Below are 23,497 nucleotides of genomic sequence, written 5' to 3' on the forward strand. Positions count from 1 at the left end.
TCATAAAAATGATATTGGTTTATCTTCTAGTTATACCATAAAAAATAAGATATTGAAATAATTTTATTATTTTAAACCGATTTCGCCAACCCCGAAGGGAGGTAGTGGGCGTATGCGAACGGACGACCGAAGGGGAACGCCCTGAATAAAAATAAAAAATCTAAGGAAACACTGAATAAATCCTATTGAGGATTTTTCAGTGTTAACCTTGAATGTAGCTAATTGTCCGTAAGTCAAAGACTTACGGCAATTTGACGGGAAGTGCTGAGTAATCGCTTCAAAGTGTTAATCAGCACTTCCCTAATACCCGTACCGTTTTTTTTCTGCAAGAAGAAAAATCACTGTGACGGCAAAAGACAGAAATTCTGCGGCAACTACGGCGAACCAGATTCCGTTCAGTCCGAAAATGGCTGGCAGTACGAGCACTGTAACAATTTGAAAAACAAGTGTGCGCAAAAATGAGATGACGGCAGAAATAAGTCCGTTGTTGAGCGATGTAAAAAACGCCGAACCCCAGATGTTAATTCCTGCAAAAAGATAGCTTAAAATAAAAATGCGGAAGCCGTAAACTGTCATCTGTGTAAGTGCGCTGTCGTACCCTGTAAAAAAACGGACAAGAGGGGCGGCAAAAATCTGTGCTGAAAAAATCATCGCAATTCCGCCGGCTGTCATAAGAGTAAGCCCCTTGCGGTACATATTTTTAAGTTCCCCGAAATTTTCTGCACCGTAGTGATAGCTTACAATCAGACTGCTTCCTATCGAATAGCCTAAGAAAACTGCCGCAAAGACAAATCCTGCATACATCATAACTCCGTAAGCTGCAACTCCGTTTTCTCCGGCGTATTTCATAAGCTGAATATTGTAAAAAGTTCCGGCGATTGATGTTGAAAGATTTGATACCATTTCTGACGAGCCGTTTGCACAGGCTTTTGCAAAAATTTTTCCATACCAGTGCGTTTTTGTCAGTCTCAGGCGGCTTGAGTTATTCTTTCGTGCAAAGTAAATTAGCGGGACGACTGCTCCAATTGCGTAACCGATTGCCGTTGCATAAGCTGCTCCTTTTAATCCCATTTTAAATACTGCAATAAAAACAAAATCCAGAACCATATTTGCAAGTCCTGAGGCGATGCACACTTTAAGGCTGTATGAAGGTTTTTCTGCGGCAACAAAAAAACTCTGGAACATTACCTGCAGAATAAAAAGCGGAATAAAAGTAAAAATTATTTTTCCGTATACAGTACAGTCTTCAAGCAGTGCACCTTCTGCTCCCAAAATATGAGAAACCGGGCGTATAAGGACAAATCCCAGTACAGCAAAAAAAATTCCGAGGACGGCTGTTGCATAAACAAAAAGCGAAAAATACCTGTCTGCAAGTTCCTTGTTTTTTTGCCCCAGCGTCATTGAAACGATTGCACTTCCACCTGTGCCAATCATAAAGCCGACTGTGCTTATTCCCATTATAAGCGGCATTAAAAGATTGACGGCGGCAAAAGGCGTTTTACCGACAAACCGCGAAACAAAAAATCCGTCTACGATGCTGTAAAGAGATGTAAAAATCATCATTAAAATAGAAGAAATTACAAATCTGAACAGTTTTCTGTATGTAAAATGTTCTGAAAGTTGAATTTTCATATTTTCCCTTTGTCTTTCTTTTAATTTTTCTTATCTTTTCATTTTATCGAAACAAGCTTTTTCTTAAAACTCCAGTTCAAAAGCTTTTGTGTAGCCCGGATAGTCTGGAATGTAGGAAAGCCTGCCTTTTTGTTTTTCCATTATGCGCTGGGCAATTGCAAGACCAAGACCGCTTCCGTTTTTTGACTGGCGTGATTCATCTCCGGAAATGAACGGACAGAACAGGTGATTTTCAATTTCCGGCGGAACTGGTTTTCCGCTGTCGGCAATGACAAGTTTTCTGTCATCAGTCAGCTTTACGAGAACGGCGATTTTTTCAGGATTGTGCACGAGAATGTTGTTCAGGAGATTTGAAATTACTCTTTCAGTTTCAAGCCTGTCAATCGTGCACATAATTTTTCTGTCAGGAATTTCCATCAAAAGGTGAATCTGCCTTTCTTCAAATTCCGTATACAGGTTTGCAATCGCCGTCCTCACTTCCTCTGCAAGATCTGCTTCCTCAAGATGCAGAATATGCTCCGGGTTTTCAAGCTTTACATATTCAAAAAGCCTGTCTACAAGATGGTTCATGAGATGTGCCTTTTTCTGAATCATCTTTACATATTCAATTTCTTTTTCACGGCTGTCATACATTCCGTCAAGAATTGCCTGCGAAAATCCCTGAACAGTCGTTATCGGCGTTTTTAAATCGTGAGCCATATTCGCAAACAAAAGAGTCCTTTCTTTTGTATTTTTTTCATTCTGAATTTCAGCCTTCTGAAGTTTTTCGCCCATGGAATTAAATGCCGAATAAATTTCATCAAATTCATTTCCCGTTATCTTGTTCAGGCGGCACTCGTAATTCCCTAAAGAAATTTCTTTAAGACCATAAATCAAATACTGAACAGGATTGTCAATTTTCCTTACAAGATAATGCAGAAACGGAATGATGAACACAACCAGAAGAACGGCGCAGAAAACAGTATCTAAAAGCGAAAAAAGTTTTGTTTCCAAAAACGGATTGTCGCCAAAAATTCTGTACAGAACTTCAAACAGAAAAAGCGTCGTCAAAAACCACAGCACCAGGTCTATTGCAATGAACGCAAAAAGCTGAAATCGGATTTTATTTTTTTCATCTTCCTGAATATTTTTATCGTTTTCATTCCTGCAAATCTCCATTCTGTAACCTACATTTAAGGTTAACACTGAAAAATCCTCAATAGGATTTATTCAGTGTTTCCCTAAGCCCCGTATGTTTTTAATGCTTATGCCGCCAAAAGACTTTGACTTCTCTCCAAGTTTTGAACGGAGCTTACTTAACACAACCATTATGCTGTTGTCATCAACAAACTGCTCGTCTTTCCAGCCTGCATTTTTAAGCGGATCAAAAGGCTTGGTAACGTAATCATCCGCCCCAATATCCAGCCCCAAAACTTTGTCCGCCTGACTTACACGAGCCGTAAGCATTATTACAGGCACCGTCTTGTCCTTTGCGCGGATTCTCTTTACAAGCTGAAAACCGTTCAACTCCGGCATCATCACATCAAGCAGAATGCAGTCAAGTTTTTCCGTTCCGATTATCCACGAGCGCACTCATTCCGTCATTCACCCCGATAACAGAAAATCCTTCCTTTTCAAGATAAAGCCTGAGCATTTCTATAACTTCATTTTCATCGTCTGCAATTAAAATTTTACCACTCATTCTTTTTACTATACCCTAAAAATTGAAATTAAGTCTTTTAATTTTAATCTTTTAATATTATAGAAGAATTTTTTTTATTCGGGCGGCTTTTTGTTCCGCTTCACTATCGTTTCGCTGCACAAAAATCAGGCTATCCGCCCTTCGCCGTCTTGCGCGGCTCATCCCTCCGCTTCGCTCCGGGACTGCTTCGCAGGGGCTCCTATCCTTGCCGCAAAAAATCGCCGGTTAAAATAAAAAAACAGCCCCAAGTGCAAAAATCAGCAATAAATTTTTATTTTTTAAATACACTGCCACAAAGATTCCTCCATCTTCATTTTTGAACCACTTTACGGCACCACTCTTTTTTGATTATTAGAAAAGCCTTTCTTAAACCTTAAATTTTCGAAAAAATTATAGAATCCGCTGGCAGTCGAGCAGGTTTGACCTTTGTTTTTCATAGTGAAAAATGAAACGTAATTTTTATTTTTCTCCCGATATCGTGAGTTTTTATTGAAAACTTCAGAAAGCCATGGTAAATTTTATATCTGAGATTGCTATGACGACAGTGCTTGTAAAAGATACAGAAATATAAGGGAAGTGCTGATTAACACTTGAAGCGATTACTCAGCACTTCCCGTCAAATTGCCGTAAGTCTTTGACTTACGGACAATTAGCTACATTCAAGGTTAACACTGAAAAATCCTCAATAGGATTTATTCAGTGTTTCCTAAGAAATCGATTTGACTCTTTCTAAGCCGAACAAGGATTTTGAGGGATTGGAGCACCGCCGGAGGCGTTCCAAAAACAATGGACTACCCACCCAACAGGGGAAATTTTCCCCGTAACGCCCCCTGTTTTATACAAATTTCAAAATCTCTTTTCTATATTCTTCTGTAAGTTTTTCGGTCGGCCAGGCTGCCTGGTTTGCGGGGCTTGTTGACGGAAGGTAGGAAAACGGCATGCTGTATTTTTGGGAGCAGTACTTTTTGTAAAGGTTGAAGGCTGTTTTTCCTGTGCAGAAGATATGGGTGATTTTTGATGCGGCAAGTATTTTTGAAAAATCGTTTGGAAGTTCCTTATTAATAGAAGAATCTGATGCGCCGGAAATTTCACATTCAGAAAGGACGTCCCAAAGCGCGATGTTGTGGCGTTTTAGAAAGGCGATGCGTTCGGCAATTGCTGCATTTTTATCTTTGTCATTGTTTTTGTGCAAAAACTCTTCGCCGAAAATCCGTGCCATCACCGGCCAGAATCTGTTCTGTGCGTGCATATAAAAAAATCCTACCTCGCGCGAAGCAGGAGAAGGCATAGTTCCCAAAATCAAAATGCGGCTTTCCGAGTTCCAGACCGGCGCGATTGTGTGCGTTACGAACTTTCTATTTTTCGATTTATCTTCATCCGGCATTCTTTAATTCCATCTACCATTTTATCCCAAAATAATACAGCGCAACTTTCATCTCATTAGAAGAGGTGGCTTCCCCTGCCCTCTCTGCAAACGCCGTCAGCAATCATCACTAAGATATACCCTGCTTTTGCGCGTTCCAAATTTTTACCGCAGTTCTTTTTGAAATACTTTTCACCACTTTACTATAAAATTTTTTTTAAGTAAATTAGGCTGATTTTTCCGTTCAAAACTGCTGCCTGTTTCATCAAGACAAATTGCAAACCAATTCCCTGCAATTATGTAGGTGCAAAGCCGTACAAGCTTTTTATTTTTTCAAAAATCTCGTTGCTGTCGTAATAGATGCAAATCGGAATGTGCTCGCTTTCTGCTTGTATTCTTTTTTTGAAGCGCATTATTTTCTGCCCCCCGTCATTGAATTTGTGCTGAACGATGTTTTTTTGTTGTGCGGCTTGCTTTTAAAAACTTCATCTTCAATATCAGATTAAATTACCACCGGCAGAGCCGGTGGCTTTGATTCGCCATAAATGGCCTGCCACAAACTGCGGCAAGCCGCGTAGCAGCGCATTTCACTTCAGCCTCTAGCAACCGTCTGCTATGCGGTCAGCATTTTCCTGATTCTTGATATACTGTCGTATCACGGATTCGTTTATTCCGACTGTACTGACATAATATCCGCGTGCCCAAAACGTTTTGTCACGTCCTGTCTTACGTCTCCATTCCGGATGCCGGTCGAAGAGCATCATCGCTGACTTGCCCTTCAGCATCCCCGTCACCTTCGATACTGCGTATTTTGGCGGTATCCTTATGCTGATATGTATATGATCTGCACATACAGCTCCCTCAACCAGTTCCAATTTGTACATCTCAAGCAACCGCTTTATGATATCCCTGATTTCTGCGCGGCATTCTCCGTACAAGACTTTTCTGCGATATTTTGGTATAAATACTATATGGTATGTGCATTCCCATTTTGTATGTGCCAAACTTTCTTCTTGCATTTTTTGCCTCCTGTGTTTTTGTATGAGATGCGTTGCTACCGCTTCTCTACTTTATCACAGGAGGCTTTTATTTTTCTTCACTAATGTCCGTGTAAAACTCTTTACCGCACCACAGGCAGAGCCTGTGGATTTCTTATGGTATTAATGTTTTGCGTAAAGTGCAATATTATCATAGACAGAACAGAACAAACAGAAAACACTGCCAAAATATCTGCGATTGCAAGAAGCGGGAAATACCTTGAATTAAACTGCCTGTCACTTATGTGCAACAGATGATTCCAGATAAAATACCGTCCAAAAGCAGAATCGTGAATTAAATATACTCCGAATGTTGCAGAAGCAATTTTATTTATAACGGAATTCTCTCTAACATTCAAAGACATAAAAACCTTAAAAAAGAGAAACACAAACAACGGAAGTGAAATACAGACATTTAGAATAGAATATATTCTGTTTAATATAACATCGGAAATACTTGATGACTTCAATTCCTGAATATCTACGGAAGTTTTATAACAGCAGAAACTCATAATGCACCACAGGACAGCACACACAAAAAGTGCAGACATAATTTTTGGAGTATTGAATTTTTTATCTGAATGAAGTTTTATGAATGCACCCAACGAATAAAAGAAAAACGCCCTAATTAACGAAAAATAGTTATTTCCCAAAACACTACTTGCTGAATACAAAAAAGCCCAGGAAATAAAAAGAAAAAGAACAAAAGTTCGTCTGGAAATTTGAAGTATATACTTGTTAATTATAGGACAGCACAATATCAATATGACGTATGCAGAAACAAACCAACAGTTTGTAGAAACCGGCTGAAAAAAACATTTTAGAATATAGAGGATTTTATTTACGCCCGGAAACTCAGGAAACTTATACCCCCCCCCATATTCCGAATTTTGAAAGTACAAGCGAACATATAAAAAGGACTCCGGTTAAAATGGAATAAAATACAGCCTGAACAACAACTTTCTTTACAGAAGAATTTTCTTTCCTGCACATAAAAAATCCTGTTATCATAAAGAAAAGTGCAACGCCAATTCCGCCGCCAGCAGGCAAAAAGCAGGTAAAAAGCTGATTTACAAAAGAGCCGCCAGTGTATGCCAGGTACTTTGAATCAAGCAGTACTTGCTGAACTCCATGCACGGCAAGATGACTAGCAACTATCATAACCATTGCAAAAATCCGAAGCAGTTCAAAATTACTTTGCCGGGTTTTAATAACTTTGTTTTCCATAAATATTCTCCCAATAAAAACGTTTTTTAATTATAGCATAGAATAACACACTTTTCTATTTATATTTATCACTGCAAAAATTCGGATGTACGGATTGCCACAGAAAACCACTTTGCAGTTGCAAAAAAAATTCTGTATACTGTAAAAAAATCACACTGCAAGGAGTTGCCCAATGAACATTCAGGAACAGTTTAACGCAGTTGCAAAGGAATACGACGAGAACCGGAAAAAATTTATTCCGTGCTTTGAGGACTATTATGTTTCGACTACGGACTTTGCGGCAAAATTGCTTGCAAAAAAGCCGGCGCTTGTCTTTGACCTTGGAAGCGGAACTGGGCTTCTTCCGTCGTTCTGGTATCCGCATTTTCCTGACGCGGAATATGTGCTTTCGGACATTGCGGAAGAAATGCTTGCCGTTGCAAAAAAGCGCTTTGAGAATGTTCCGAACATAAAATACGAAATTTCCGACTACTCAAAAAAACTGCCGGAAGGAACGCCGGATTTAGTTCTTTCTGCGCTTTCAATTCATCATCTGGAGCACGAGCAGAAAAAATCACTTTTCAAGATGATATACGCCTCGCTTTCGGAAGGCGGAACTTTTATAAACTACGACCAGTTCTGCCACGAAACTGAAGATGCAAACCGAAAAACCGAAGAATACTGGATTAAGGGAATAAAAGACTCCGGGCTTTCGCAAAAAGAATACGACCGCTGGCTTGAACGCAAAAAACTCGACAGGGAATGTACCGTAGCACAGGAAATCGCCTGGCTTAAGGAAGCCGGTTTTAAGAACGCAGAGTGCATTTACCTTATGGGCAAATTCGCAGTGATTTCGGTGGAAAAGTAAGGGAAGCGTTCTGAAATTCCTTTGCGCATTGCATTTATTTCAGCGGCTGGCGATTATTCGGCATCGTCCAAAATTCTGACACGGCAGACAATCGGAAGATGATCGCTGTAGCCGCTTCCATTCCAAAGGGAATATTTTTGTGGAATAAAATCTGAACTGCACCAAGAGCCGTCTACCGCCGGAAAAAAAGATTGCATCTGTATTTTCCCGGCATAAAAAATACAGTCTATGCGCGACCATTCATCCTTAAAATAATAGCTGCCCGGATACACAAGATTTCCCGCCGCATCAAACCAGGGGCAGGCTGCCAAAACTCCTTCGCCGTCCAAGAGCCTTCCATGCCAAAATCTAAGCAAAAAAGAGCCTCCTTCTGCACGGCAAAAATCATGTATATCTCTGTTAAAATCCCCGATGGCAAAAACAGCCGCTCCTTCGTTCAGTGCGCAGTTCATAAAAAAGGCAAGCACGCCTTCTTCGCGGTTTCTCCATTTTTCTGTTTTTTCAGCACCGCCGCTCTTGCTTTTCCAATGGTTCACAAAAATTCTGAGCGGCCCTGCGGAAGTATTCACTTCAATTTCTGCAACAGGCCTTGTCCGCGGCATTTTTTCCTGCTCCGTTCTTACATCGATTGAATGAAGCCTCATCCATTCCAGGGGAACTTTTGAAATCACGCCGCAGCCAATAGAGCCGCCGTCAGATTTGGCAAAACAGGCGTATCTATACACGTTCCCGGAATTCCATTCCCCCGAAAGAAAATTGCCTATATCCTGAAGAACCGCAGCGTTTTCAATTTCTTCCATAACAAAAATATCCGCATTGATTTTTCTGATAACAGAGCAAAGCCTTTCAAGCCGGCATCTGTATGATTCCGCTCCCCAGGTTTTGCTTTTCAGAAACTCGGAATATTCTGTGCCTTCCGCATTCGCATCAAAAAAAGTCTGGACATTCCAGCTGGCAATTTTAAGTTCATTTTTTTTACCGTCCAAAAGACAGCCGGAAAACATTGAGCAGCCCAGGCACAAAACAGCGCAAAAAATCATCGCATTTCTTTTTCCCATAAAATTCCTCTAAAAATATATATCCGATTATTTACAAAAAATGCATTAAACTGATAAACTTCTTGCACAGATGAAAGATATTCCACTGCCCACAAAACGGCGGCTTGTTCTTCTGGAGCGGCTGCTTTCTGTATACAAGGAAAAAAATATAACCTCGCAGAAAATTCAGGAGCTCACCGGCTGGACTTCCGCAGTCATAAGGCGTGATATTTCGGCGCTCAGGCTCAACTGCGGCGCGGCGAACGGCTACAAGGTCGAAGAGCTTAAAATGCATCTTGAAAGAATGTTCGGCGAAAAAAAAGAAAACCTGCGCTGCTGCATTGTAGGGCTAGGCAGAATGGGACAGGCTCTTCTGGACACATCCGAGCTTTATGACTCGCCCTTTAAAATTGTGGCGGGCTTTGATTCCAGCGTGAATAAAACTGAAGTCCTGAGCTCATCGTTTCCGCTCCACCCTACAACGCTCATGAAAAAAATTATCCATGAGGAAGAAATTTCCTATGCGATTCTCACAGTGGACACAGACGAAGCCCAGCCGCTCGCGGATCTTCTGGTTGACTGCGGAATAAACGGAATTGTGAACTACACGCCATGTGTTTTAAAAGTGCCCAGGAACATTTCCGTAGAAAACGTAAGCCTTTTAACCGCCCTTGAAACGCTTGCGATAAACTAAATCTGTGTGCTTCAGCAGCCCGTCATTTAAGAAAATTTCACAGCAATCCTATTGACATTCTAATAGAAATTCTGCTAGTATATTTTCACATTCATGGAGCGATGTCTGAGTGGTCGAAAGTACCTGTCTTGAAAACAGGCGTGCCGAAAGGTACCGGGGGTTCGAATCCCTCTCGCTCCGTCCTAAACAAAGTTTTAGGGAATTGGAGGCGTTGTAGAGCGGTTAATACAACGGTTTGCTAAACCGTCGGTTCCCTAAAGGGCCGGGCAGGTTCGACTCCTGTCGCCTCCGCTACTAAACAGGTTTTACTTGATTTAGCGGCAGAGAAAAGGTCTGTTTATGAGATTGTAGCTCAGCTGGATTAGAGCACCACCCTGCGGAGGTGGGGGTCGCACGTTCGAATCGTGTCAGTCTCAATTATTGTTAGTTTTCAAATAGAAAGGATTCAGCAAAAATGAATCCTTTTTTTGTTGCTACACAAGGAAAGATGTCCGAGTGGTTTAAGGTACACCCTTGGAAGGGGTGCGTAGCAGAAATGTTACCGGGGGTTCGAATCCCCCTCTTTCCGATTTGAGCCTAGATGCTCTGCACATTGCGGCTGGAAAACCCCGCCAGAGCGGGAACGCAGCAACGGTATTCAGTTTGCAATGGTGCCGGAGATTATCTAGGCTCTTTTTTTACATTGAAAAATCCTTTCCAAGATAAATTTCGCGGGCTTCCCTGGATTTCAAGATATCTTCTTTTCCCCCTGAAACAAGAATTGTTCCTGTGGAAATAATAATAGCCCGGTCGGTTATCTCCAGCGTGTCACGCACATTGTGGTCTGTTATCAGAACTCCTATTCCTCTTTTTGCAAGCATCCTGATAATTCCCTTTATATCAGCCACTGCGATAGGATCTATGCCGGCAAAAGGCTCGTCCAAAAGAAGAAATTTCGGCTCGATTGCAAGGGAACGGGCAATTTCAGTTCTGCGCCGCTCTCCGCCGGAAAGAGTATAGGCCGGCTGTTTTCTTATGCGCCCGATATTGAATTCATCTATCAGAAGCTCAAGCTGCTTTTTTTTCTCAAGGCGCGTCAGGTCTTTTCTGGTTTCAAGGATTGCCCAGATATTTTCCTCCACAGTGAGCTTCCTGAACACCGAAGGCTCCTGCGGAAGATAGGAAATTCCCAGGCGTGCGCGCTTGTACATTGGAAGCCGCGTTATGCAGTTTCCATCAAGAAAAACATCCCCGGCAGAAGGCCTGTAAAATCCTACAATCATATAGAATGTTGTGGTTTTTCCGGCTCCATTCGGCCCCAGAAGCCCAAGAACTTCTCCGGTATGCATTGAAAAATCAACTCCCTTTACAACAGCTTTTCGCCCGAACGACTTATACAAGGAGGATACACGCAAAACACTCAGCGCTTCATTCTGATTTTCCATCCTGCTCCTCCGCAACATCCTGTTTATCATCGTCATTCTGCGCAGTGCCGGAAGACGATTCTGAGCTAGTTGAAACAGAGCCTTTCACTCTTCCAGTAAGCGAGATTTCCTGTGTGTTCATATCAAGAAGAATAACCTGGGCACGGAATGTGTCATCGTTCTGGACAATCTTGGGATTTCCGCTCATCTCCAGAGTCTGCTCGCGCCTCCTGTAAATCGCATAGGCGGAAGTGCAAACATTCTGCTTCTGCACAAGCTTTACCTGTATCTGCATAACGGCCGTTTCCTTTTTCTGGTCATACTCAATCAGCCCGGCCTCAGCCTCCACCTCGTTTTCCACATCCGAAAGAGAAACTTCGCGCTCAAAAACTGAAATTTCTGTCTGGCGGTCGTAGCGGAGGCTTTCGCATCTGAATTCCATTTTGCTTTCAGAATTTCTGCCTGTGACATTTCCATAGGCCTTTATCCTGCGGAAATTCTTGCCGGAAAGCTCTATCATATCGGCGGAAATCTCCATGTTCTCCGTCCTGACAAAAGCGTTTCCCCTGAGCACAGTTGTGCTGTTCTTGTTCCCGGCAGTTCCTGTCATGGACTCCGCGCTGAAAGTTATCGTTTCCGCACAGGAAATAAAAATGCACAAAAATTCAAATAGAAAAAAGAAAATTCTAGTTTTCATTGGAATCCGCCCCGTCTGAATCTTCCGCGCTGTCATCTGTTTCAATTACACCCGACACAGGATTTTCAAAAACAAAATCCCGGGTAACACCGTCCGCTGAAAATCCGCTGCCCTGAATCTTAGCGCCGTCCCTGGCAAGACTCACAGAGCCATTCTGCGTGGACATCATCCGGCGGGATTTTCCATTCCACTTTAGGCTGTCCGCCTCTATCCTGAAATTCTGCTCAAAGTTGTCTATGATAATTCCATTGAAAAGCGTATACACTTCTGCGGAAGAATCAGCCTCAATGAGCGAGCAGTTTCCCTCCGACACAAGCCCGCCTGTGGAATTCCACATACTGAAGTGAACATTTTTTCCATAGGCCTTGTTGTCCTTGTACTGCTCAAGAATTTCCGCCTGCACAAGGGTGGAAAGAGATGAATCCTCGTACTTTCTATAATCCGCCGCCCTGAATTCCAGCTCAGGGGAAACATCCTGCACAGCTGAGTTTTCCTCATATTTCAGCGAGCAGGAAAAAAATAAAGCAGCCAGAAACAAAAAAAACAATCCGCGCATTTTTTCAGCCTAAAGCACTTCGACTATTTCAGGTTTTCCGGGAATAGGAATTTTACGGGTGAATATAAAAACCGCCGCAGATGACAAAAACAGAAACAGCAGAACAAACACAGCCCTGCCGTCCTCGGAAACAGTCCTGTTAAAAGCCTCCGCAATGGGAGAAGCCAGAAAATACCCAAGAAAGGCGCATAAAAACGGAATCAGCAGAGAAACAATTCCCTGGAGCGCCATAATTTTTTTATTGGCACCGATTATTACAATGGAGCCGGCCTCGACTTTTATGCCGTTGGGATTTAAAACTTCAAATGCGCGGCCATTTTTTGCACAGCCGGCAGAGCAGGTTGAACACTTGTCCTTTTCAAGGCGCGAAACGAGTATTTTTTCATTTTCAACTGAAACTACAAGGGCTTTTTCGGTCATTTTTTCCTTCCAAACAAGAATTTGCAGATTTCCATTTCCTATATTTCCGGCTTGAAATTTTTAGAAATCTCATCAATCATCCGGCTACATTCCTGAACTCCAGTTTTATTCTGAAGCTCTTCATAGGTGTCGCGCAGATTGAACAGCGCATCATAGTAATGCGGACTGAGAGAAACAGCATGCTCAAAAAGTTCAACCGCCGCCGCAAAATCTCCCTGGTTGAACCTGACGACTCCGCTGGTATTCCAGTAATGCGGATTTATGGGATTAAGCTCAAGACCCTGCGCGCAGTAAAAAAGAGCCTCATCAAATGATTCAGTGGAAACACAGAAGGATGCAAGACTTTCCAGAGTGTCCTCGTCATAGGGATTTATCCTGTAGGCATGCTCCATTGCTGATTTTGCAAGCGAAGCTTTTCCCGCATCATGGTAAGTGAGCGCAAGATTGAACCACAAAAGATAGTTCGAATTTTCCACTGTTATCGCACGCTTCAGGCAGGCTATGGCATCTTCGTATTCCCCTTTTGAGGCAAGCCGGACAGCCTGGTTGTTCAGTTTTTCGCTGTTTTCAAGCATTTCAAGCTCCCATAAAAATCAAGAAGATTGTCTTTACAATCGACTGGCTTTTTACTCTGTTCCGCAGTGAAATGAAACCGCAACGCAAGTTTCCAGCAGGAACAGCAATAGATTAGCAAGTTTGCAACGCAAACCCGGAGCAGATAATCCGCGCTATTTCAGCGGCATTTATCCTGCGCTCCTTGTTTCAGGTTTTCCGGAATCATGGACACAAAAAGCTCCTTTATAAGCTCCGCATCCTCGTTGCCCTTTCCAAAAAGATTTATAAACGACTCGCCGCCTGAATAAATCATTTCAACGCCTTTTTTTCCGGCTTTTTCAACCACAGAATCCTGCTCCAAAAGAGAAATCGCCTTTTCCACCGCGGGGCTTTCAATTCCTTCCTTTGCAGCCTGGACAAAGCACGAAGTAAGCCGGCTGATTTTTTCAGGATTATTTTTGTTGCTCTCAAAAAACTCAAGAACCGGAAGGGATTTTTTTCCCTCGACAATATCATCGCCGCGCTTTTTTCCGGGATTTCCGGTTGTAAGATTTATAACATCGTCAATAATCTGAAATCCCGCGCCTATGTCAGAAGCCGCTTCCCCTGCCTTTTTTATTGTGTCATCATCAGCCCCGGAAACAAGAGTTCCCATCCTGGCCGCCAAAGAAGCAAGTGTTCCAGTTTTGCCTTTGACCATCGCAAGATATTCCTGCACAGAAGGAACTTTTGTATTGTCGCGGTGCCATGCTATGTCCATCGCCTGTCCAAGATGAAGCCGCCTGAGCTCCATAAGATAATTGCTGTAAAGGCGGTTTTTTAGTTCCATGGAGCAGGCTGATTTTTCTATGCACAGCGGCGCCTCAAAAAAGAGCCATGAGCCGGCGTTTATCGCAGTGTCTGTTCCGTAGAGTATGTAGGCAGACGGCTTTCCGCGGCGAACAGGGGAATTGTCCTCAATGTCATCATGGATAAGGCTTGCGGTATGCACAAATTCCACAAGCGGCGCAAGATTGTATGCAGCCTCCTGGGCAGCTTCCTTGTCACGGGCGCAGGCTCGGGCGCAAAGAACCAAAAGAAGCGGACGCCACCTTTTTCCCCCTAGATCAACCAAAGACCTTGTTGTTTCTATAAGAGGAAAAATATGCCCTGAATCTATAGACTCAGAGCCAAAGGAATTTTTCTTCCACTCGGCATCCATTTCAAGCGGAAGAAAAGATTTTATAGAAGATTCGATTTTTTCCAAATGCGAAGAAAAGTGCTTGTTCATAATTATAGTATAATAACTGAGCTTGCCTCAAAAGTCCATCGCATTTAGGGAGATTTTCAAACTTACATCAAACCTTGAATTCATTTATTGCGCTCGCAAGCTCATTCACGGAAGATTTTGCAAGCTCCGCGACATTCAGAATTCTAGCAGAAGATTCCTTCAGGTCTTCCGCGGCTCTCTTGCAGGAATCAAGCCCAGTGTTTACCGCGCTGCTGGAATTTTTCAGGGCATTGCAGACATTGGCAGTGCTGTCAGTGGAAATAGAAATGCGGCTCATCTTTGCCTTGACTTTTTCCGTGCTGTCAAGAATCTCGCTGATTGATGAAAGAATTTCCTGCGCCTTGTCTCCCTGCTTCTGCGCTGTGTCTTCAAACGATTCAAAAACTTCAGCCATCTGCTTTATATGATCAATGGTTGTCTCAAAGCTCATGTTTATTTCCTGAGATGCCTGGGCAACCCTGTCGATTTTTTCCTGAATTGAGCTCAGATATTCATTTGAAGACTTTGCCTGCTCCGATGTCGTTTCCGCAAGCTTTCTGATTTCATCCGCAACAACAGAAAATCCCTTGCCCGCATCTCCTGCGTGGGCCGCTTCAATCGCAGCGTTCATAGACAGCAGATTGGTCTGCGATGCAACTGACGAAATCACCTCGTTCATTTCAAGAAGCGCCTGGGATTCATTGCGCACATTCACAATCTGATCTGCCGCCGCAGAAAGAGCATCCTTGTTGTCAGAAGAACATCTGACCAGCTCGGTGACACGCTCGGCAGCCTGGGAAATATTTTCCTTGAAGGTAACCACATTTTTCATTATCCACTGTATCGAAGACGCGGAATTTTCAATCGCCTCATTCTGGGTCTGGATTTCCGAAGAAAAGGAATCCAGCTCGCTTACAATGGAAGTAACCGTTTTGTCCACAGAATCCACGGAAACACTCTGGGAAGAAACGGCGCTGTCCATACTGCTGATTGTCTTTGAAGTTTCATCAAGGGCTGAATTCATGGAGCTGGCGGTTTCAGACAATGACTCGGACATATTTTCCACAGAACCGGCCGCGCTGCGTGTTTTTTCTATGATAACGCTGAGGCTCCTTGAAAAACTTTCAAATCCATAGGAAAGCTCGGAAACTTCCTTGATAAACGAATCTTCATATTCCGAAGAAAAATCCCCGGAAGCAAGAAGGCGGCAGTGTCCGGAAAGCTGCTTGAACACCATTCCGATATTCCTTGAAAGCATCAAAACCGCAACGGCGATAAAAACTGTAACAGAAACAATGACTAAAAGCAGCACCCTGATTGCCTTTTCAGAGCGGCGCGAAAAATCCGACACAGGCCCTTCAGAAACAACAAACCACGGAATCCCCTTGCACGGCACAACTGAAAAATATCTTCCTCCAGTGGAAACAAAGCACTTCGGAGTGCCGTCCAAATACGCATTTGCAGTATATCCGTACTTGGAAATTGTGCTTTCTGCAAAATAGTTTGCCACCATGATTTTAGAAGTGTCAGTATTGGTTATATAACGCCCGGAAGCATCAAGAAGATATACAGTGCTGTTTTCCGAAACTGAAAATTTATTGACGGTCTGTGTAAGCCTGTCAAGAATCAAATCCAGCCCGGCAACACCAAGCACCGTTCCTGAGCTGCTGCTCACCGATTTTGAAATTGTAACGCAGGTTTTCCCCGACATTGAATCTATGTACGGCTCTGAAAAACACAGCCTGCCCTTGTTCTTTTCAGCGGATTTAAACCAGTCACGCGACAGAGGATTCCAGTCAGCGGCCGGTTTCCAGCCTATGTTGTTGACAAAAAAACCTCCGCGGTCAGGATAATGGCGCGAAACTTTTGTGGCGTAATACAGCATTGAATCCGGCTTGAGCAGATTAGAAAGCGCCTCCACTGATTTTTCCACAAAATCCGCGGAATGGTTGGCGGCGGCAAATGCGGCAAGGCTGTCCACAACTCCACAGTCCGGCGCAAGCATGGCTTCAATTTCAGCGGAAAGTTTTTCTGTTCCAAAGCTGGCAATTTCATTCACATCCGATTTTGTATTCTTGTATAAAGTCCATATAAAACCGCTGCACAGAACAACACTCTGAACAAGCATTGCTCCAAGTCCCAGAAGCAAAAGAATCGTAACAAAAGGCAGGTGATACTTCTTTTCCTTTTTCATAAAAACTTCCTCAAAATAAAATGAAATCCATGCCTAGAAAAATGCTGCATACAGAATCAACAACCCCGGCACAGAATGTCAAGGAATTGATTCCTCCGCACGAACAAAGAAACTTCCTGCTCCTCTCTCCTCAAAATTGCCTGAAAAACCGTAAATTTCAGAACAGCCTAAGCACAGTGTATTATGTGAGCCTCTAAAAATTCATTTAAAACGAATTCTTAGAGGCTCTTTTATAATTATATATAAAAAATTCAATATTTCAATAAAAAAAAGCTGCCTGGAGCGAACCAGACAGCCTTGAAAACTGGAAATTTTCGAAGTTTTCTTATTTTATATTTGCGCCCGAACCTTTATCAAGCACAATTTTCCGTGCCACAGGCGTTTCGGATTTTGTATTGAACAAACTCACAATTACCCATGAATTTTTTCCCACATCATCAAGCGAAAAATTCATAGACGGCTCGGGCTTGTCCGAAGGCTTGCGGCCTTTTGGGCAGTCTAAAATTCTTGTAAAGGGCGACACAAAAATCTTCAAGTCCTTTCCGTCCATGTCAGTCAGAACAATAGACATTGACTTTGAATCCACAGATTTTACAGTGCCGATAAGAACTTCCTCGTCAGAATTTCTTATTTCCCTGCACTCCGGCCCGGAAAAAGGAACATCAGGCGGCGGACAGTCCGGTCTATGCCTGTTGTCCTTGCGGGCAAAAGCTGATGCGCTGCCCAAAATAAGCACCGCGCTCAGAAAGGTAGCGGCTTGTACTGTTTTTTTCATATTTTCTCCCGTAAAATAAATTTAAAACACAAACTGTTATAGAACCTGAAAATTCAATTTTTCAGGTTGCGCTTTTGAAATGCGGCCGACATTCAAAAATAAAAAAAAGGAGGAAATAAAAAGTTACATTGCGCAATCAGTGAAAAACTGAATTTATTATTTTTTCCGCATTTTCCTCTTTTGAAGCTCCGGCCATGTCAACAACAATGTCAGCCAGCTGCTCATAAAGAATTTCGCGCTCGGAAAAAAAAGCATGAAATATATTTTTTGCCTCAGTCAGGGAACATGGATTGTACTTGGCAATGAACGCAGGAACATTTAAAAGCGTGCCGTCCGGGGCAACTGAAATTTCGCGGAAAACCCGCGCGCCGGCAATTTCCTCAGGTGTCTTTAAAAAAACAAATTTTCCAATGTCCCTCAGGATGGAAATGGCGCCCCTGTTTGCGCAGATTCCGCCGCCTGTCGCAATAACAAAATCTCCCCCGGATGCAAGCGATTTTTCACGCAGAAAACAGCAGGCTTCCTCTTCCGCTTTCTGAAATCCAGAGGCTCCATGCTCCGTATAAATTTTCCTTGGAGTTTTTCCTGTCATCTCGCGGATTACATCGTCTGTGTCAAAAAAAGGAAGAGAGCGTTTTCTGCTTATAATCCGCCCCTGTGTTGATTTTCCGCAATGCTTAATGCCCATAAGAATGATGTTCATGCCTAGCTCCTGTTCAGCAGAAAAATAGCGGGAATTTTATTTATGGGAGGAAGCGGCTGCTTTTTCCATTCAGCAACAGAAAGTGTTCTTATGAATTCCTGGTCAGTTGTAATTCCTGCCGCTACACAAACCCTTGTTTCATTCCGGCATGAAGACAAGATTGATTCCAGCATTTTTACATTTCTATACGGCGCTTCTATAAAAAGCTGAGTCTGCCGCTCATTCCACGCTCTGTTTTCAAGCTGGCGAATTTTTGATGCTCGTTCCGCAGGCTTGGCCGGAAGATAGCCGTTGAATGCAAAACTCTGTCCGTTGAGTCCGCTTGCCATAACCGCCATAATCATGGAAGAAGGCCCTGCCAGAGGAACAACCCTAAGGTCTTTTTTTTGAGCCAGCTCCACAACAGCAGCTCCCGGATCAGCAACAGCAGGACAGCCGGCCTCAGAAAGCACAGCCATCGGAAGCCTGTTTTTCAAAAGCGGATTAATATACCCTGAAACAGATGAAGAATCCGAATGTTCATTCAGCTCATAAAATTCAAGGGAATCAATATCAATCGAAGAATCGGCAATCTTTAAAAAACGAATCGCAGAGCGGCGGTTTTCAACAATAAAATGCTTTATTCCGCGGATGATCTTACGATTGTGTTCAGGCAAAACTTTCTGGTATTCCGTTTCGCCAAGAAGAACCGGGACAAGATACAGCGCAGGCTCGATTTTTTCCATGGCAGGCTACCGCGAAAATATTGAAATAAAGCTTGCACCACCGATAAATGTTCCGATGCTGCTGCCGATTGAGGACAAAAAGAAAACAAGCAGGACACGCAGTATTCTGTTTTTGTAAAATCCCTTTATGCTTGACGAATCTGCCTGTAAATTTTCCATGTCGCCAACCGACGGTTTTTTTACAAGCGCCTGGACAATTCCGGAAACAAAGCCTATTCCAACAAAAGGACACAGGGACGTAAAGGGCGCGCCGACAGCCGCAGAAAGAACCGCAAGTATATGGCCGCCTCCCGCAGCAGCTCCGATAGCCGCCAGAACTCCATTCCATAAAGCCCAGCTTCCAATCAAGTCTGCGCCCTTTTCAATTCCGCCCACAACAAAGCCTGTCACAATAAGAGCTAAAATCAAAACAGGAATTATCCATGAAAAAATTTTTACCGCTGCTGATTTTTCAGGCACACGCTCAATTTCAGAAACATCCGGCGTTTCCTCGCCTGACGAAAGTTTTTCAAGATGCGCATAAACTCCGGGAAGATGCCCCGCCCCTAAAACTGCAAGAACTTTTTTCTGCGGACAAAGCCATATTTTTGAAGCAAGATAAAAATCGCGCTCGTCTATAAGAACTTCCTTTACCGCAGGAAGAAAAGACGAAAGCTCCTTCATCATTGTGTCCATTTCACTGGACTGCTTTAAATTTTCAATTTCAGTTTCCGAAACCTGCTCTTTGGAAAACGCCGTGGCAAACAACAGAGAAAGAAGCTTGCATTTTCCCATGAAAGAATTTTTTGCCCATGCGCGCCTCAAGGTCACAGTCACAGGCCTATCAACCATCACCTGGGGAATTCCAAGCTCACGGGCTTTTTTTATCGCCGCCGCCATTTCGTCCCCGGGCTTTACTCCAGCTTCTCCGCCCATGCGCTTCTGATAAGCCGAAAGCACAATGTTAGCAAGCAGAAGAAATCCCTGCTTTTTCCGGAGAATCGCAACTATGTCCATTTTAGTCCATGAATTTCTGTCCTCAATGTTTTTCAGGCGGTTCTCGTCAAGCTCTATTGCAACCGAATCAGGCTTATGTTCTCCGATAGCATTTTCAACTTCCTCAATGCTATACTTTGAAACATGGGCAGTGCCGATAAGAATAAATTTTCTTCCGGCAGCCTCAAGAATTTTTTGTGTTGACTTGTTCTCTTCCATAAAAATTATTTTAAAGGAACTTTTCCCTTTGTTCTCCATTCCGCCAGACGAAACTCAAAAAACATCGGGCTGTTCATGCTTACAACCTTTGCATAGTATTCGTTGGCAAATTCTGCTCCTCCAAACATATCATAAAAAAGCGCAAGATAATAGTACATTTTTCCCTGAAGATTTCTGTTCGTCATTGCGGAAATCCGCTGAGGAAGAGGCCGCTCGCCCGCCCTGTCATGGAACACACGGAGCATGGAATATTCGATGGAATTCCTGTCCATTTTGCGCAGAACCTGATTGCTGAAATTCTTGGCCTCGGTTCCGTTTCCTTCTTTATAATAACAATAGGTTATCATCAGCGGATAGGAAATATTATTCTTATTGCGCTCATAGCATTTCATAAAGGCTTCCCTGGCAGTTGTCCAGTTTTCCTCATGAAGCGCAAGCACACCGATGCTTTCGTAGGCATAATAATAATCCGGATTCAGCTCCACAACCTTCTTATAGTCAGCAATCGCCTTTTCAAAAATGTCCTGCTCATCATAAAGCCCCGCGCGATATGCATAGGCAAGAAAATAGTCCGGCTCAATCTCAATAGCTTTTGTCCAGGCTTTTTCCGCGGAATTATAATGGCCAAGATACCTTTCATACATTCCGTAATCCATGTTACATTCGTAGTTCTCAGGCTCATTGTCCAGGGCTTTTTTTGCATAATCCGAAGCGATTTTGTACTCATTGGCGGCATAGGCTATTTTTCCAAGATACAAAAAAGCCTGTGTGTTCTGAGGGTCAATCTCAAGAATTTTCTTGAAAGTCTTTTCCGCCTCTTCATCGTTTTCAAGATAGTAGTCGCACTGTCCGGCTCCGCGCAGAGCATCGATGTTTTCCGGCTCACGGACAAGCGCTCTCTTATAATAAATTTTTGCCTGCTTGTAGTTCTTTTTAAAGAACATATCTTCTCCAAGCTCTATATTCGCGGCGGAATTCATCTTGTCCTTTTCCAAAAGCAAATTAATCTGCTTTGTGCGCTCTGCCTTATCTCCGCGCATTTTTGCAATCGCAACCGCAAGGGAAGCAACATCTTCATTCTGTGGATCGCGGGCGGAAAGTTGTGTGCACAGAGCCTGCGCTTCGTCAAGATTTTTTGCGCTGACATTTATAGCCGCCTTTAAAAAAAGCAAGTCAAAATCATCGGCATACTTTGCAGGCAGCTTTGTTTCATAGAGAGCAAGAGCCGCCTCCGCTCCATCCTTGTTCAGGGCAGACTGAAGCTCTTCCATAAAATCGGTCTTGGAATATTCAGACTTTTTTTTAGTTTCTGTTTTTACAGTTTCAGTCTGAGCGCCGGAATCTGTTGTCGCGCAAGAAGAAAATCCCACTGTTAAAATAACAGCAACAGCCACAACAAGAACAACCGCAGCCAAAAGCTCCGCCAATGTAGTTTTTACTGAACTTTTCATAATTCCCCATGCTCCAGAATGTTATTGCCTTTTACACTTTTTAAAGATAAAATAAGCGGACTATGCGTAAACATCCTGTAAGAAAATTTTTTGGACTTACACTCCTTTATTCAGTTGTTATTATCGGCATTTTTATAATTCAATTTAAGTCCAACTCTGTATTTTCAAAATCTTTGGGAAGCCTGAGTTTTTCAATCGTAAAGCTCCAGTCTGAGAACAACAAGACAATCCTGAAAAATCAGATCAGAGTTTCATTTAACGGCATAATATTTTCAGCGGATGACAAGAATCCAGTAACCGCAAAGGACATCAAGGGAACAGTAATTCCTCTTGCGCTTGAATCCTACGAAGAAGCAAGCGATTCCGTGGAATTTTCTTTCACTTATGGAGCGCGCATAACATTCAGGCAGTCGTACGACAAGGACAATATGCCGCTGCTTTCCATTGCCGCCGTTCCTCCTGCAAACTGCAATGAAATTTTTCTTCCATATAAAATTTCCCAGAACTTCAGCACAGAATCCATTTCGCCGGCAAACATTCTTGTTACCGCAAAAGATGAAATGTTCAGCTTCACTTCCCATAGCTTTTCCGGGGGAAAAATTGCCTTTACAAAAAACGACTCTGTGGCGAAATATTCGCACTACAACCTTACAAGGAAATTCACATTTGAATCAGCCGCAGGCCTCAAGGGCACAACCGACGCGGAAATCAAGGAGCTTTGTACAAAGCTTCGGTACAGCCTTGTGGAAAAAGTCCAGTCTGCAATCTCCCAGGCAAAAATAGACTCGCTTTCCGAAACAGATGTCACAGCCTATGTCGCGGAGCTTGCCTCCCAGGGAAAATACAACCAGGCCATTGATTCTATTCCGGATTCATTCAAAAAAGGAAACAAGCGCACATACATTTCTTCGCCGTTCTTTGACAATCTGGTAGCCATGAGCAGAAGCCTTTCCATTCAGACTGAAAAATACGCTTCACTTGTGCAGTCAAATTCCGCAGAAGTTTTCACAGTTGAAGGAATTTCTGACTATATCCTGCGCGAAAAAAAATCTTCCGCTGTCAGGAAGCTTATACAGAGCGTTTCGGGCCTGCAAAAATTCTCCGCGTTCCAGGCGGCCGGCATTATCAGCGTATATGCGGACTTGAAAGAAAAAGATTCCCAGCTTGTCTTACCGCTCGAGGCAGTGCTTGAAAACTGCACAAATTCCATTCAGGAAAGCTGCAAGCTTGAAAACGAAGCCATAAAAGTCCAAAAGGACGAGGAAAATTTCACGGATGTCTACGAAACTGTCTTTATAGGAAACGCGCTCCAGAAGCTCGGAAAGCTCCAGAAAAACATTTCAATGACCCAGGCTGGAAACCTTATAGTTTATTCAAGCCTTTCTGAAACCGATGCAAGCATAAGGACAATCGCAAACATTTATCCTCTTATAGTAAAGGACAACTTTTTCTATCCTCACACTGAAATCTTAGGCTGGTACGGAAACACCTGTGTATGGGCATGGACGTGCGCAAAATCCATTTCGTACATCCACAATCCTTCAACCACATCAAATATTATCATAGACTTCCCGCTGGGGCTCACGCATTACGTTATCTTCAACGGAATTCCGAATTTCCATGGAAAAATTGAAATCCAGAGCCAGATGTTCAGGACAGATCCGCGCTTTGAAACTTATAATTCATCAGGCTATGTCTATCAGGCTCCTTCACGGCTGCTGTTTATAAAATCGCGCCACAAATCAAAAATAGAGCTTATAAGGCTTTTCCTTGATTCTCCGCTGATTTTTGAAAGCACCGCTGACCCTTCTGTGATGAGTGTTATTCCGCCAGCTCCAAGCGCTCCAGAGCCAAAGCCGGAGGAACCTTCGCCGGAAAAAACAGAGGCAGCTCCAGAAACACAGCCCGAAGTTGAAATTCAGCCTTGAATTCCGTCGGTATCACGGAAAGCGGACAAAAAAAATAAAAAAAATTTATTATATTTTTTTCATTTTACCAAAATATGTGTTATAATTATCTGAACTGTCATAGTACCGCTTTGTGAAAAAGCAGCAGGA

General features: G+C 43.0%; 24 protein-coding genes, 4 tRNA genes and 1 other RNA gene. 8 read left to right on the forward strand and 21 right to left on the reverse strand.

Features of this window, described 5'->3' with window-relative positions; all coding sequences use genetic code 11:
• Positions 1-300 precede the first annotated feature (300 nt).
• From ACI4L0_RS06835 to ACI4L0_RS06870, 8 genes are all read right to left on the reverse strand, one after another.
• The gene (locus ACI4L0_RS06835) at positions 301-1,632 is read right to left on the reverse strand and encodes an MATE family efflux transporter (protein WP_439799426.1); all 1,332 of its coding nucleotides are present in this window, start codon (positions 1,630-1,632) and stop codon (positions 301-303) included.
• Between the two features lie 63 nt (positions 1,633-1,695).
• On the reverse strand, positions 1,696-2,790 hold the full coding sequence (locus ACI4L0_RS06840) for a HAMP domain-containing sensor histidine kinase (RefSeq protein WP_439799427.1): 1,095 nt from the start codon (positions 2,788-2,790) through the stop codon (positions 1,696-1,698).
• A 51-nt stretch (positions 2,791-2,841) separates the two neighbouring features.
• Complete coding sequence (locus tag ACI4L0_RS06845; protein ID WP_439799428.1) at positions 2,842-3,204, reverse strand: response regulator; 363 nt, start codon at positions 3,202-3,204, stop codon at positions 2,842-2,844.
• Entirely contained in the window at positions 3,170-3,313 is a 144-nt protein-coding gene (locus ACI4L0_RS06850) for a hypothetical protein (RefSeq protein WP_439799429.1), read from the reverse strand. Before ACI4L0_RS06850 ends, ACI4L0_RS06845 begins: the two co-directional genes overlap by 35 nt.
• A gap of 835 nt (positions 3,314-4,148) precedes the next feature.
• Complete coding sequence (locus tag ACI4L0_RS06855) at positions 4,149-4,697, reverse strand: DNA-deoxyinosine glycosylase (RefSeq protein ID WP_439799430.1); 549 nt, start codon at positions 4,695-4,697, stop codon at positions 4,149-4,151.
• A gap of 578 nt (positions 4,698-5,275) precedes the next feature.
• Positions 5,276-5,695 (reverse strand): IS200/IS605 family transposase, encoded by a 420-nt coding sequence (gene tnpA, locus ACI4L0_RS06860; RefSeq protein WP_439799431.1) that lies wholly within the window; start codon positions 5,693-5,695, stop codon positions 5,276-5,278.
• 101 nt (positions 5,696-5,796) lie between these two features.
• Complete coding sequence (locus ACI4L0_RS06865; protein ID WP_439799432.1) at positions 5,797-6,615, reverse strand: acyltransferase family protein; 819 nt, start codon at positions 6,613-6,615, stop codon at positions 5,797-5,799.
• Entirely contained in the window at positions 6,578-6,940 is a 363-nt protein-coding gene (locus ACI4L0_RS06870) for an acyltransferase family protein (RefSeq protein WP_439799433.1), read from the reverse strand. The genes ACI4L0_RS06865 and ACI4L0_RS06870 overlap by 38 nt, the downstream gene beginning before the upstream one ends.
• Positions 6,941-7,112: 172 nt before the next feature.
• On the opposite strand from ACI4L0_RS06870, the gene ACI4L0_RS06875 reads away from it, so the two are divergent.
• Positions 7,113-7,787, forward strand: a complete 675-nt coding sequence (locus tag ACI4L0_RS06875; protein ID WP_439799434.1) for a class I SAM-dependent methyltransferase — start codon at positions 7,113-7,115, stop codon at positions 7,785-7,787.
• Between the two features lie 53 nt (positions 7,788-7,840).
• On the opposite strand, the gene ACI4L0_RS06880 is transcribed toward ACI4L0_RS06875, so the two are convergent.
• Positions 7,841-8,845 carry an endonuclease/exonuclease/phosphatase family protein gene (locus ACI4L0_RS06880; RefSeq protein ID WP_439799435.1) on the reverse strand — a complete coding sequence of 335 codons (1,005 nt, stop codon included), beginning with the start codon at positions 8,843-8,845 and terminating at the stop codon, positions 7,841-7,843.
• A 70-nt stretch (positions 8,846-8,915) separates the two neighbouring features.
• On the opposite strand from ACI4L0_RS06880, the gene ACI4L0_RS06885 reads away from it, so the two are divergent.
• The 6 genes from ACI4L0_RS06885 (at position 8,916) to ffs (ending at position 10,191) form a co-directional block, all read left to right on the forward strand.
• Entirely contained in the window at positions 8,916-9,518 is a 603-nt protein-coding gene (locus tag ACI4L0_RS06885; RefSeq protein WP_439799436.1) for a redox-sensing transcriptional repressor Rex, read from the forward strand.
• A gap of 95 nt (positions 9,519-9,613) precedes the next feature.
• Positions 9,614-9,698: transfer RNA gene (locus ACI4L0_RS06890), tRNA-Ser, on the forward strand.
• Positions 9,699-9,722: 24 nt separating this feature from the next.
• Positions 9,723-9,809: transfer RNA gene (locus tag ACI4L0_RS06895), tRNA-Ser, on the forward strand.
• Positions 9,810-9,859: 50 nt separating this feature from the next.
• Positions 9,860-9,934: transfer RNA gene (locus ACI4L0_RS06900), tRNA-Arg, on the forward strand.
• A gap of 65 nt (positions 9,935-9,999) precedes the next feature.
• Positions 10,000-10,086: transfer RNA gene (locus tag ACI4L0_RS06905), tRNA-Ser, on the forward strand.
• A 6-nt stretch (positions 10,087-10,092) separates the two neighbouring features.
• An RNA gene (gene ffs, locus ACI4L0_RS06910) (signal recognition particle sRNA small type) lies at positions 10,093-10,191 on the forward strand.
• Between the two features lie 4 nt (positions 10,192-10,195).
• On the opposite strand, the gene lptB is transcribed toward ffs, so the two are convergent.
• From lptB to ACI4L0_RS06970, 12 genes are all read right to left on the reverse strand, one after another.
• Positions 10,196-10,942 carry an LPS export ABC transporter ATP-binding protein gene (lptB, locus tag ACI4L0_RS06915; protein WP_439799437.1) on the reverse strand — a complete coding sequence of 249 codons (747 nt, stop codon included), beginning with the start codon at positions 10,940-10,942 and terminating at the stop codon, positions 10,196-10,198.
• Positions 10,926-11,618 carry an LptA/OstA family protein gene (locus ACI4L0_RS06920; RefSeq protein ID WP_439799438.1) on the reverse strand — a complete coding sequence of 231 codons (693 nt, stop codon included), beginning with the start codon at positions 11,616-11,618 and terminating at the stop codon, positions 10,926-10,928. The genes lptB and ACI4L0_RS06920 overlap by 17 nt, the downstream gene beginning before the upstream one ends.
• Complete coding sequence (locus tag ACI4L0_RS06925) at positions 11,608-12,174, reverse strand: hypothetical protein (protein WP_439799439.1); 567 nt, start codon at positions 12,172-12,174, stop codon at positions 11,608-11,610. Before ACI4L0_RS06925 ends, ACI4L0_RS06920 begins: the two co-directional genes overlap by 11 nt.
• 9 nt (positions 12,175-12,183) lie before the next feature.
• Positions 12,184-12,594: a SoxR reducing system RseC family protein gene (locus tag ACI4L0_RS06930; protein WP_439799440.1), complete on the reverse strand. Its 411-nt coding sequence runs from the start codon at positions 12,592-12,594 to the stop codon at positions 12,184-12,186.
• A gap of 38 nt (positions 12,595-12,632) precedes the next feature.
• Complete coding sequence (locus tag ACI4L0_RS06935; protein ID WP_439799441.1) at positions 12,633-13,169, reverse strand: tetratricopeptide repeat protein; 537 nt, start codon at positions 13,167-13,169, stop codon at positions 12,633-12,635.
• Positions 13,170-13,327: 158 nt separating this feature from the next.
• A complete protein-coding gene (locus tag ACI4L0_RS06940; protein ID WP_439799442.1) occupies positions 13,328-14,419 on the reverse strand; it encodes a polyprenyl synthetase family protein in 1,092 nt (363 codons plus the stop codon).
• 67 nt (positions 14,420-14,486) lie between these two features.
• Positions 14,487-16,592, reverse strand: coding sequence for a methyl-accepting chemotaxis protein (locus tag ACI4L0_RS06945; RefSeq protein ID WP_439799443.1), 2,106 nt, complete (start codon positions 16,590-16,592; stop codon positions 14,487-14,489).
• Between the two features lie 325 nt (positions 16,593-16,917).
• Positions 16,918-17,367 carry a hypothetical protein gene (locus ACI4L0_RS06950; protein ID WP_439799444.1) on the reverse strand — a complete coding sequence of 150 codons (450 nt, stop codon included), beginning with the start codon at positions 17,365-17,367 and terminating at the stop codon, positions 16,918-16,920.
• 136 nt (positions 17,368-17,503) lie between these two features.
• Positions 17,504-18,070, reverse strand: a complete 567-nt coding sequence (locus ACI4L0_RS06955; protein WP_439799445.1) for a shikimate kinase — start codon at positions 18,068-18,070, stop codon at positions 17,504-17,506.
• 2 nt (positions 18,071-18,072) lie between these two features.
• The gene (locus ACI4L0_RS06960; protein WP_439799446.1) at positions 18,073-18,795 is read right to left on the reverse strand and encodes an SAM-dependent methyltransferase; all 723 of its coding nucleotides are present in this window, start codon (positions 18,793-18,795) and stop codon (positions 18,073-18,075) included.
• A 6-nt stretch (positions 18,796-18,801) separates the two neighbouring features.
• Positions 18,802-19,989, reverse strand: coding sequence for a TraB/GumN family protein (locus ACI4L0_RS06965; RefSeq protein ID WP_439799447.1), 1,188 nt, complete (start codon positions 19,987-19,989; stop codon positions 18,802-18,804).
• A gap of 5 nt (positions 19,990-19,994) precedes the next feature.
• Entirely contained in the window at positions 19,995-21,440 is a 1,446-nt protein-coding gene (locus ACI4L0_RS06970) for a tetratricopeptide repeat protein (RefSeq protein ID WP_439799448.1), read from the reverse strand.
• Between the two features lie 62 nt (positions 21,441-21,502).
• On the opposite strand from ACI4L0_RS06970, the gene ACI4L0_RS06975 reads away from it, so the two are divergent.
• On the forward strand, positions 21,503-23,368 hold the full coding sequence (locus ACI4L0_RS06975) for a hypothetical protein (protein ID WP_439799449.1): 1,866 nt from the start codon (positions 21,503-21,505) through the stop codon (positions 23,366-23,368).
• Positions 23,369-23,497: the final 129 nt, after the last annotated feature.

Source organism: Treponema sp., assembly GCF_051883275.1.
Taxonomy (GTDB): domain Bacteria; phylum Spirochaetota; class Spirochaetia; order Treponematales; family Treponemataceae; genus Treponema_D.

What these genes read in the sequence shown, in the direction of transcription:
- ACI4L0_RS06970 (WP_439799448.1), bottom strand. Translation starts at nt 21,440, where the DNA reads ATGAAAAGTTCAGTAAAAACTACATTGGCGGAGCTTTTGGCTGCGGTT.
- tnpA (WP_439799431.1), bottom strand. Translation starts at nt 5,695, where the DNA reads ATGCAAGAAGAAAGTTTGGCACATACAAAATGGGAATGCACATACCAT.
- ACI4L0_RS06955 (WP_439799445.1), bottom strand. Translation starts at nt 18,070, where the DNA reads ATGAACATCATTCTTATGGGCATTAAGCATTGCGGAAAATCAACACAG.
- ACI4L0_RS06945 (WP_439799443.1), bottom strand. Translation starts at nt 16,592, where the DNA reads ATGAAAAAGGAAAAGAAGTATCACCTGCCTTTTGTTACGATTCTTTTG.
- ACI4L0_RS06875 (WP_439799434.1), top strand. Translation starts at nt 7,113, where the DNA reads ATGAACATTCAGGAACAGTTTAACGCAGTTGCAAAGGAATACGACGAG.
- ACI4L0_RS06960 (WP_439799446.1), bottom strand. Translation starts at nt 18,795, where the DNA reads ATGGAAAAAATCGAGCCTGCGCTGTATCTTGTCCCGGTTCTTCTTGGC.
- ACI4L0_RS06950 (WP_439799444.1), bottom strand. Translation starts at nt 17,367, where the DNA reads ATGAAAAAAACAGTACAAGCCGCTACCTTTCTGAGCGCGGTGCTTATT.
- ACI4L0_RS06880 (WP_439799435.1), bottom strand. Translation starts at nt 8,845, where the DNA reads ATGGGAAAAAGAAATGCGATGATTTTTTGCGCTGTTTTGTGCCTGGGC.
- ACI4L0_RS06920 (WP_439799438.1), bottom strand. Translation starts at nt 11,618, where the DNA reads ATGAAAACTAGAATTTTCTTTTTTCTATTTGAATTTTTGTGCATTTTT.
- lptB (WP_439799437.1), bottom strand. Translation starts at nt 10,942, where the DNA reads ATGGAAAATCAGAATGAAGCGCTGAGTGTTTTGCGTGTATCCTCCTTG.
- ACI4L0_RS06965 (WP_439799447.1), bottom strand. Translation starts at nt 19,989, where the DNA reads ATGGAAGAGAACAAGTCAACACAAAAAATTCTTGAGGCTGCCGGAAGA.
- ACI4L0_RS06850 (WP_439799429.1), bottom strand. Translation starts at nt 3,313, where the DNA reads ATGAGTGGTAAAATTTTAATTGCAGACGATGAAAATGAAGTTATAGAA.
- ACI4L0_RS06870 (WP_439799433.1), bottom strand. Translation starts at nt 6,940, where the DNA reads ATGGAAAACAAAGTTATTAAAACCCGGCAAAGTAATTTTGAACTGCTT.
- ACI4L0_RS06835 (WP_439799426.1), bottom strand. Translation starts at nt 1,632, where the DNA reads ATGAAAATTCAACTTTCAGAACATTTTACATACAGAAAACTGTTCAGA.
- ACI4L0_RS06925 (WP_439799439.1), bottom strand. Translation starts at nt 12,174, where the DNA reads ATGCGCGGATTGTTTTTTTTGTTTCTGGCTGCTTTATTTTTTTCCTGC.
- ACI4L0_RS06930 (WP_439799440.1), bottom strand. Translation starts at nt 12,594, where the DNA reads ATGACCGAAAAAGCCCTTGTAGTTTCAGTTGAAAATGAAAAAATACTC.
- ACI4L0_RS06975 (WP_439799449.1), top strand. Translation starts at nt 21,503, where the DNA reads ATGCGTAAACATCCTGTAAGAAAATTTTTTGGACTTACACTCCTTTAT.
- ACI4L0_RS06935 (WP_439799441.1), bottom strand. Translation starts at nt 13,169, where the DNA reads ATGCTTGAAAACAGCGAAAAACTGAACAACCAGGCTGTCCGGCTTGCC.
- ACI4L0_RS06885 (WP_439799436.1), top strand. Translation starts at nt 8,916, where the DNA reads ATGAAAGATATTCCACTGCCCACAAAACGGCGGCTTGTTCTTCTGGAG.
- ACI4L0_RS06840 (WP_439799427.1), bottom strand. Translation starts at nt 2,790, where the DNA reads ATGGAGATTTGCAGGAATGAAAACGATAAAAATATTCAGGAAGATGAA.
- ACI4L0_RS06855 (WP_439799430.1), bottom strand. Translation starts at nt 4,697, where the DNA reads ATGCCGGATGAAGATAAATCGAAAAATAGAAAGTTCGTAACGCACACA.
- ACI4L0_RS06940 (WP_439799442.1), bottom strand. Translation starts at nt 14,419, where the DNA reads ATGAACAAGCACTTTTCTTCGCATTTGGAAAAAATCGAATCTTCTATA.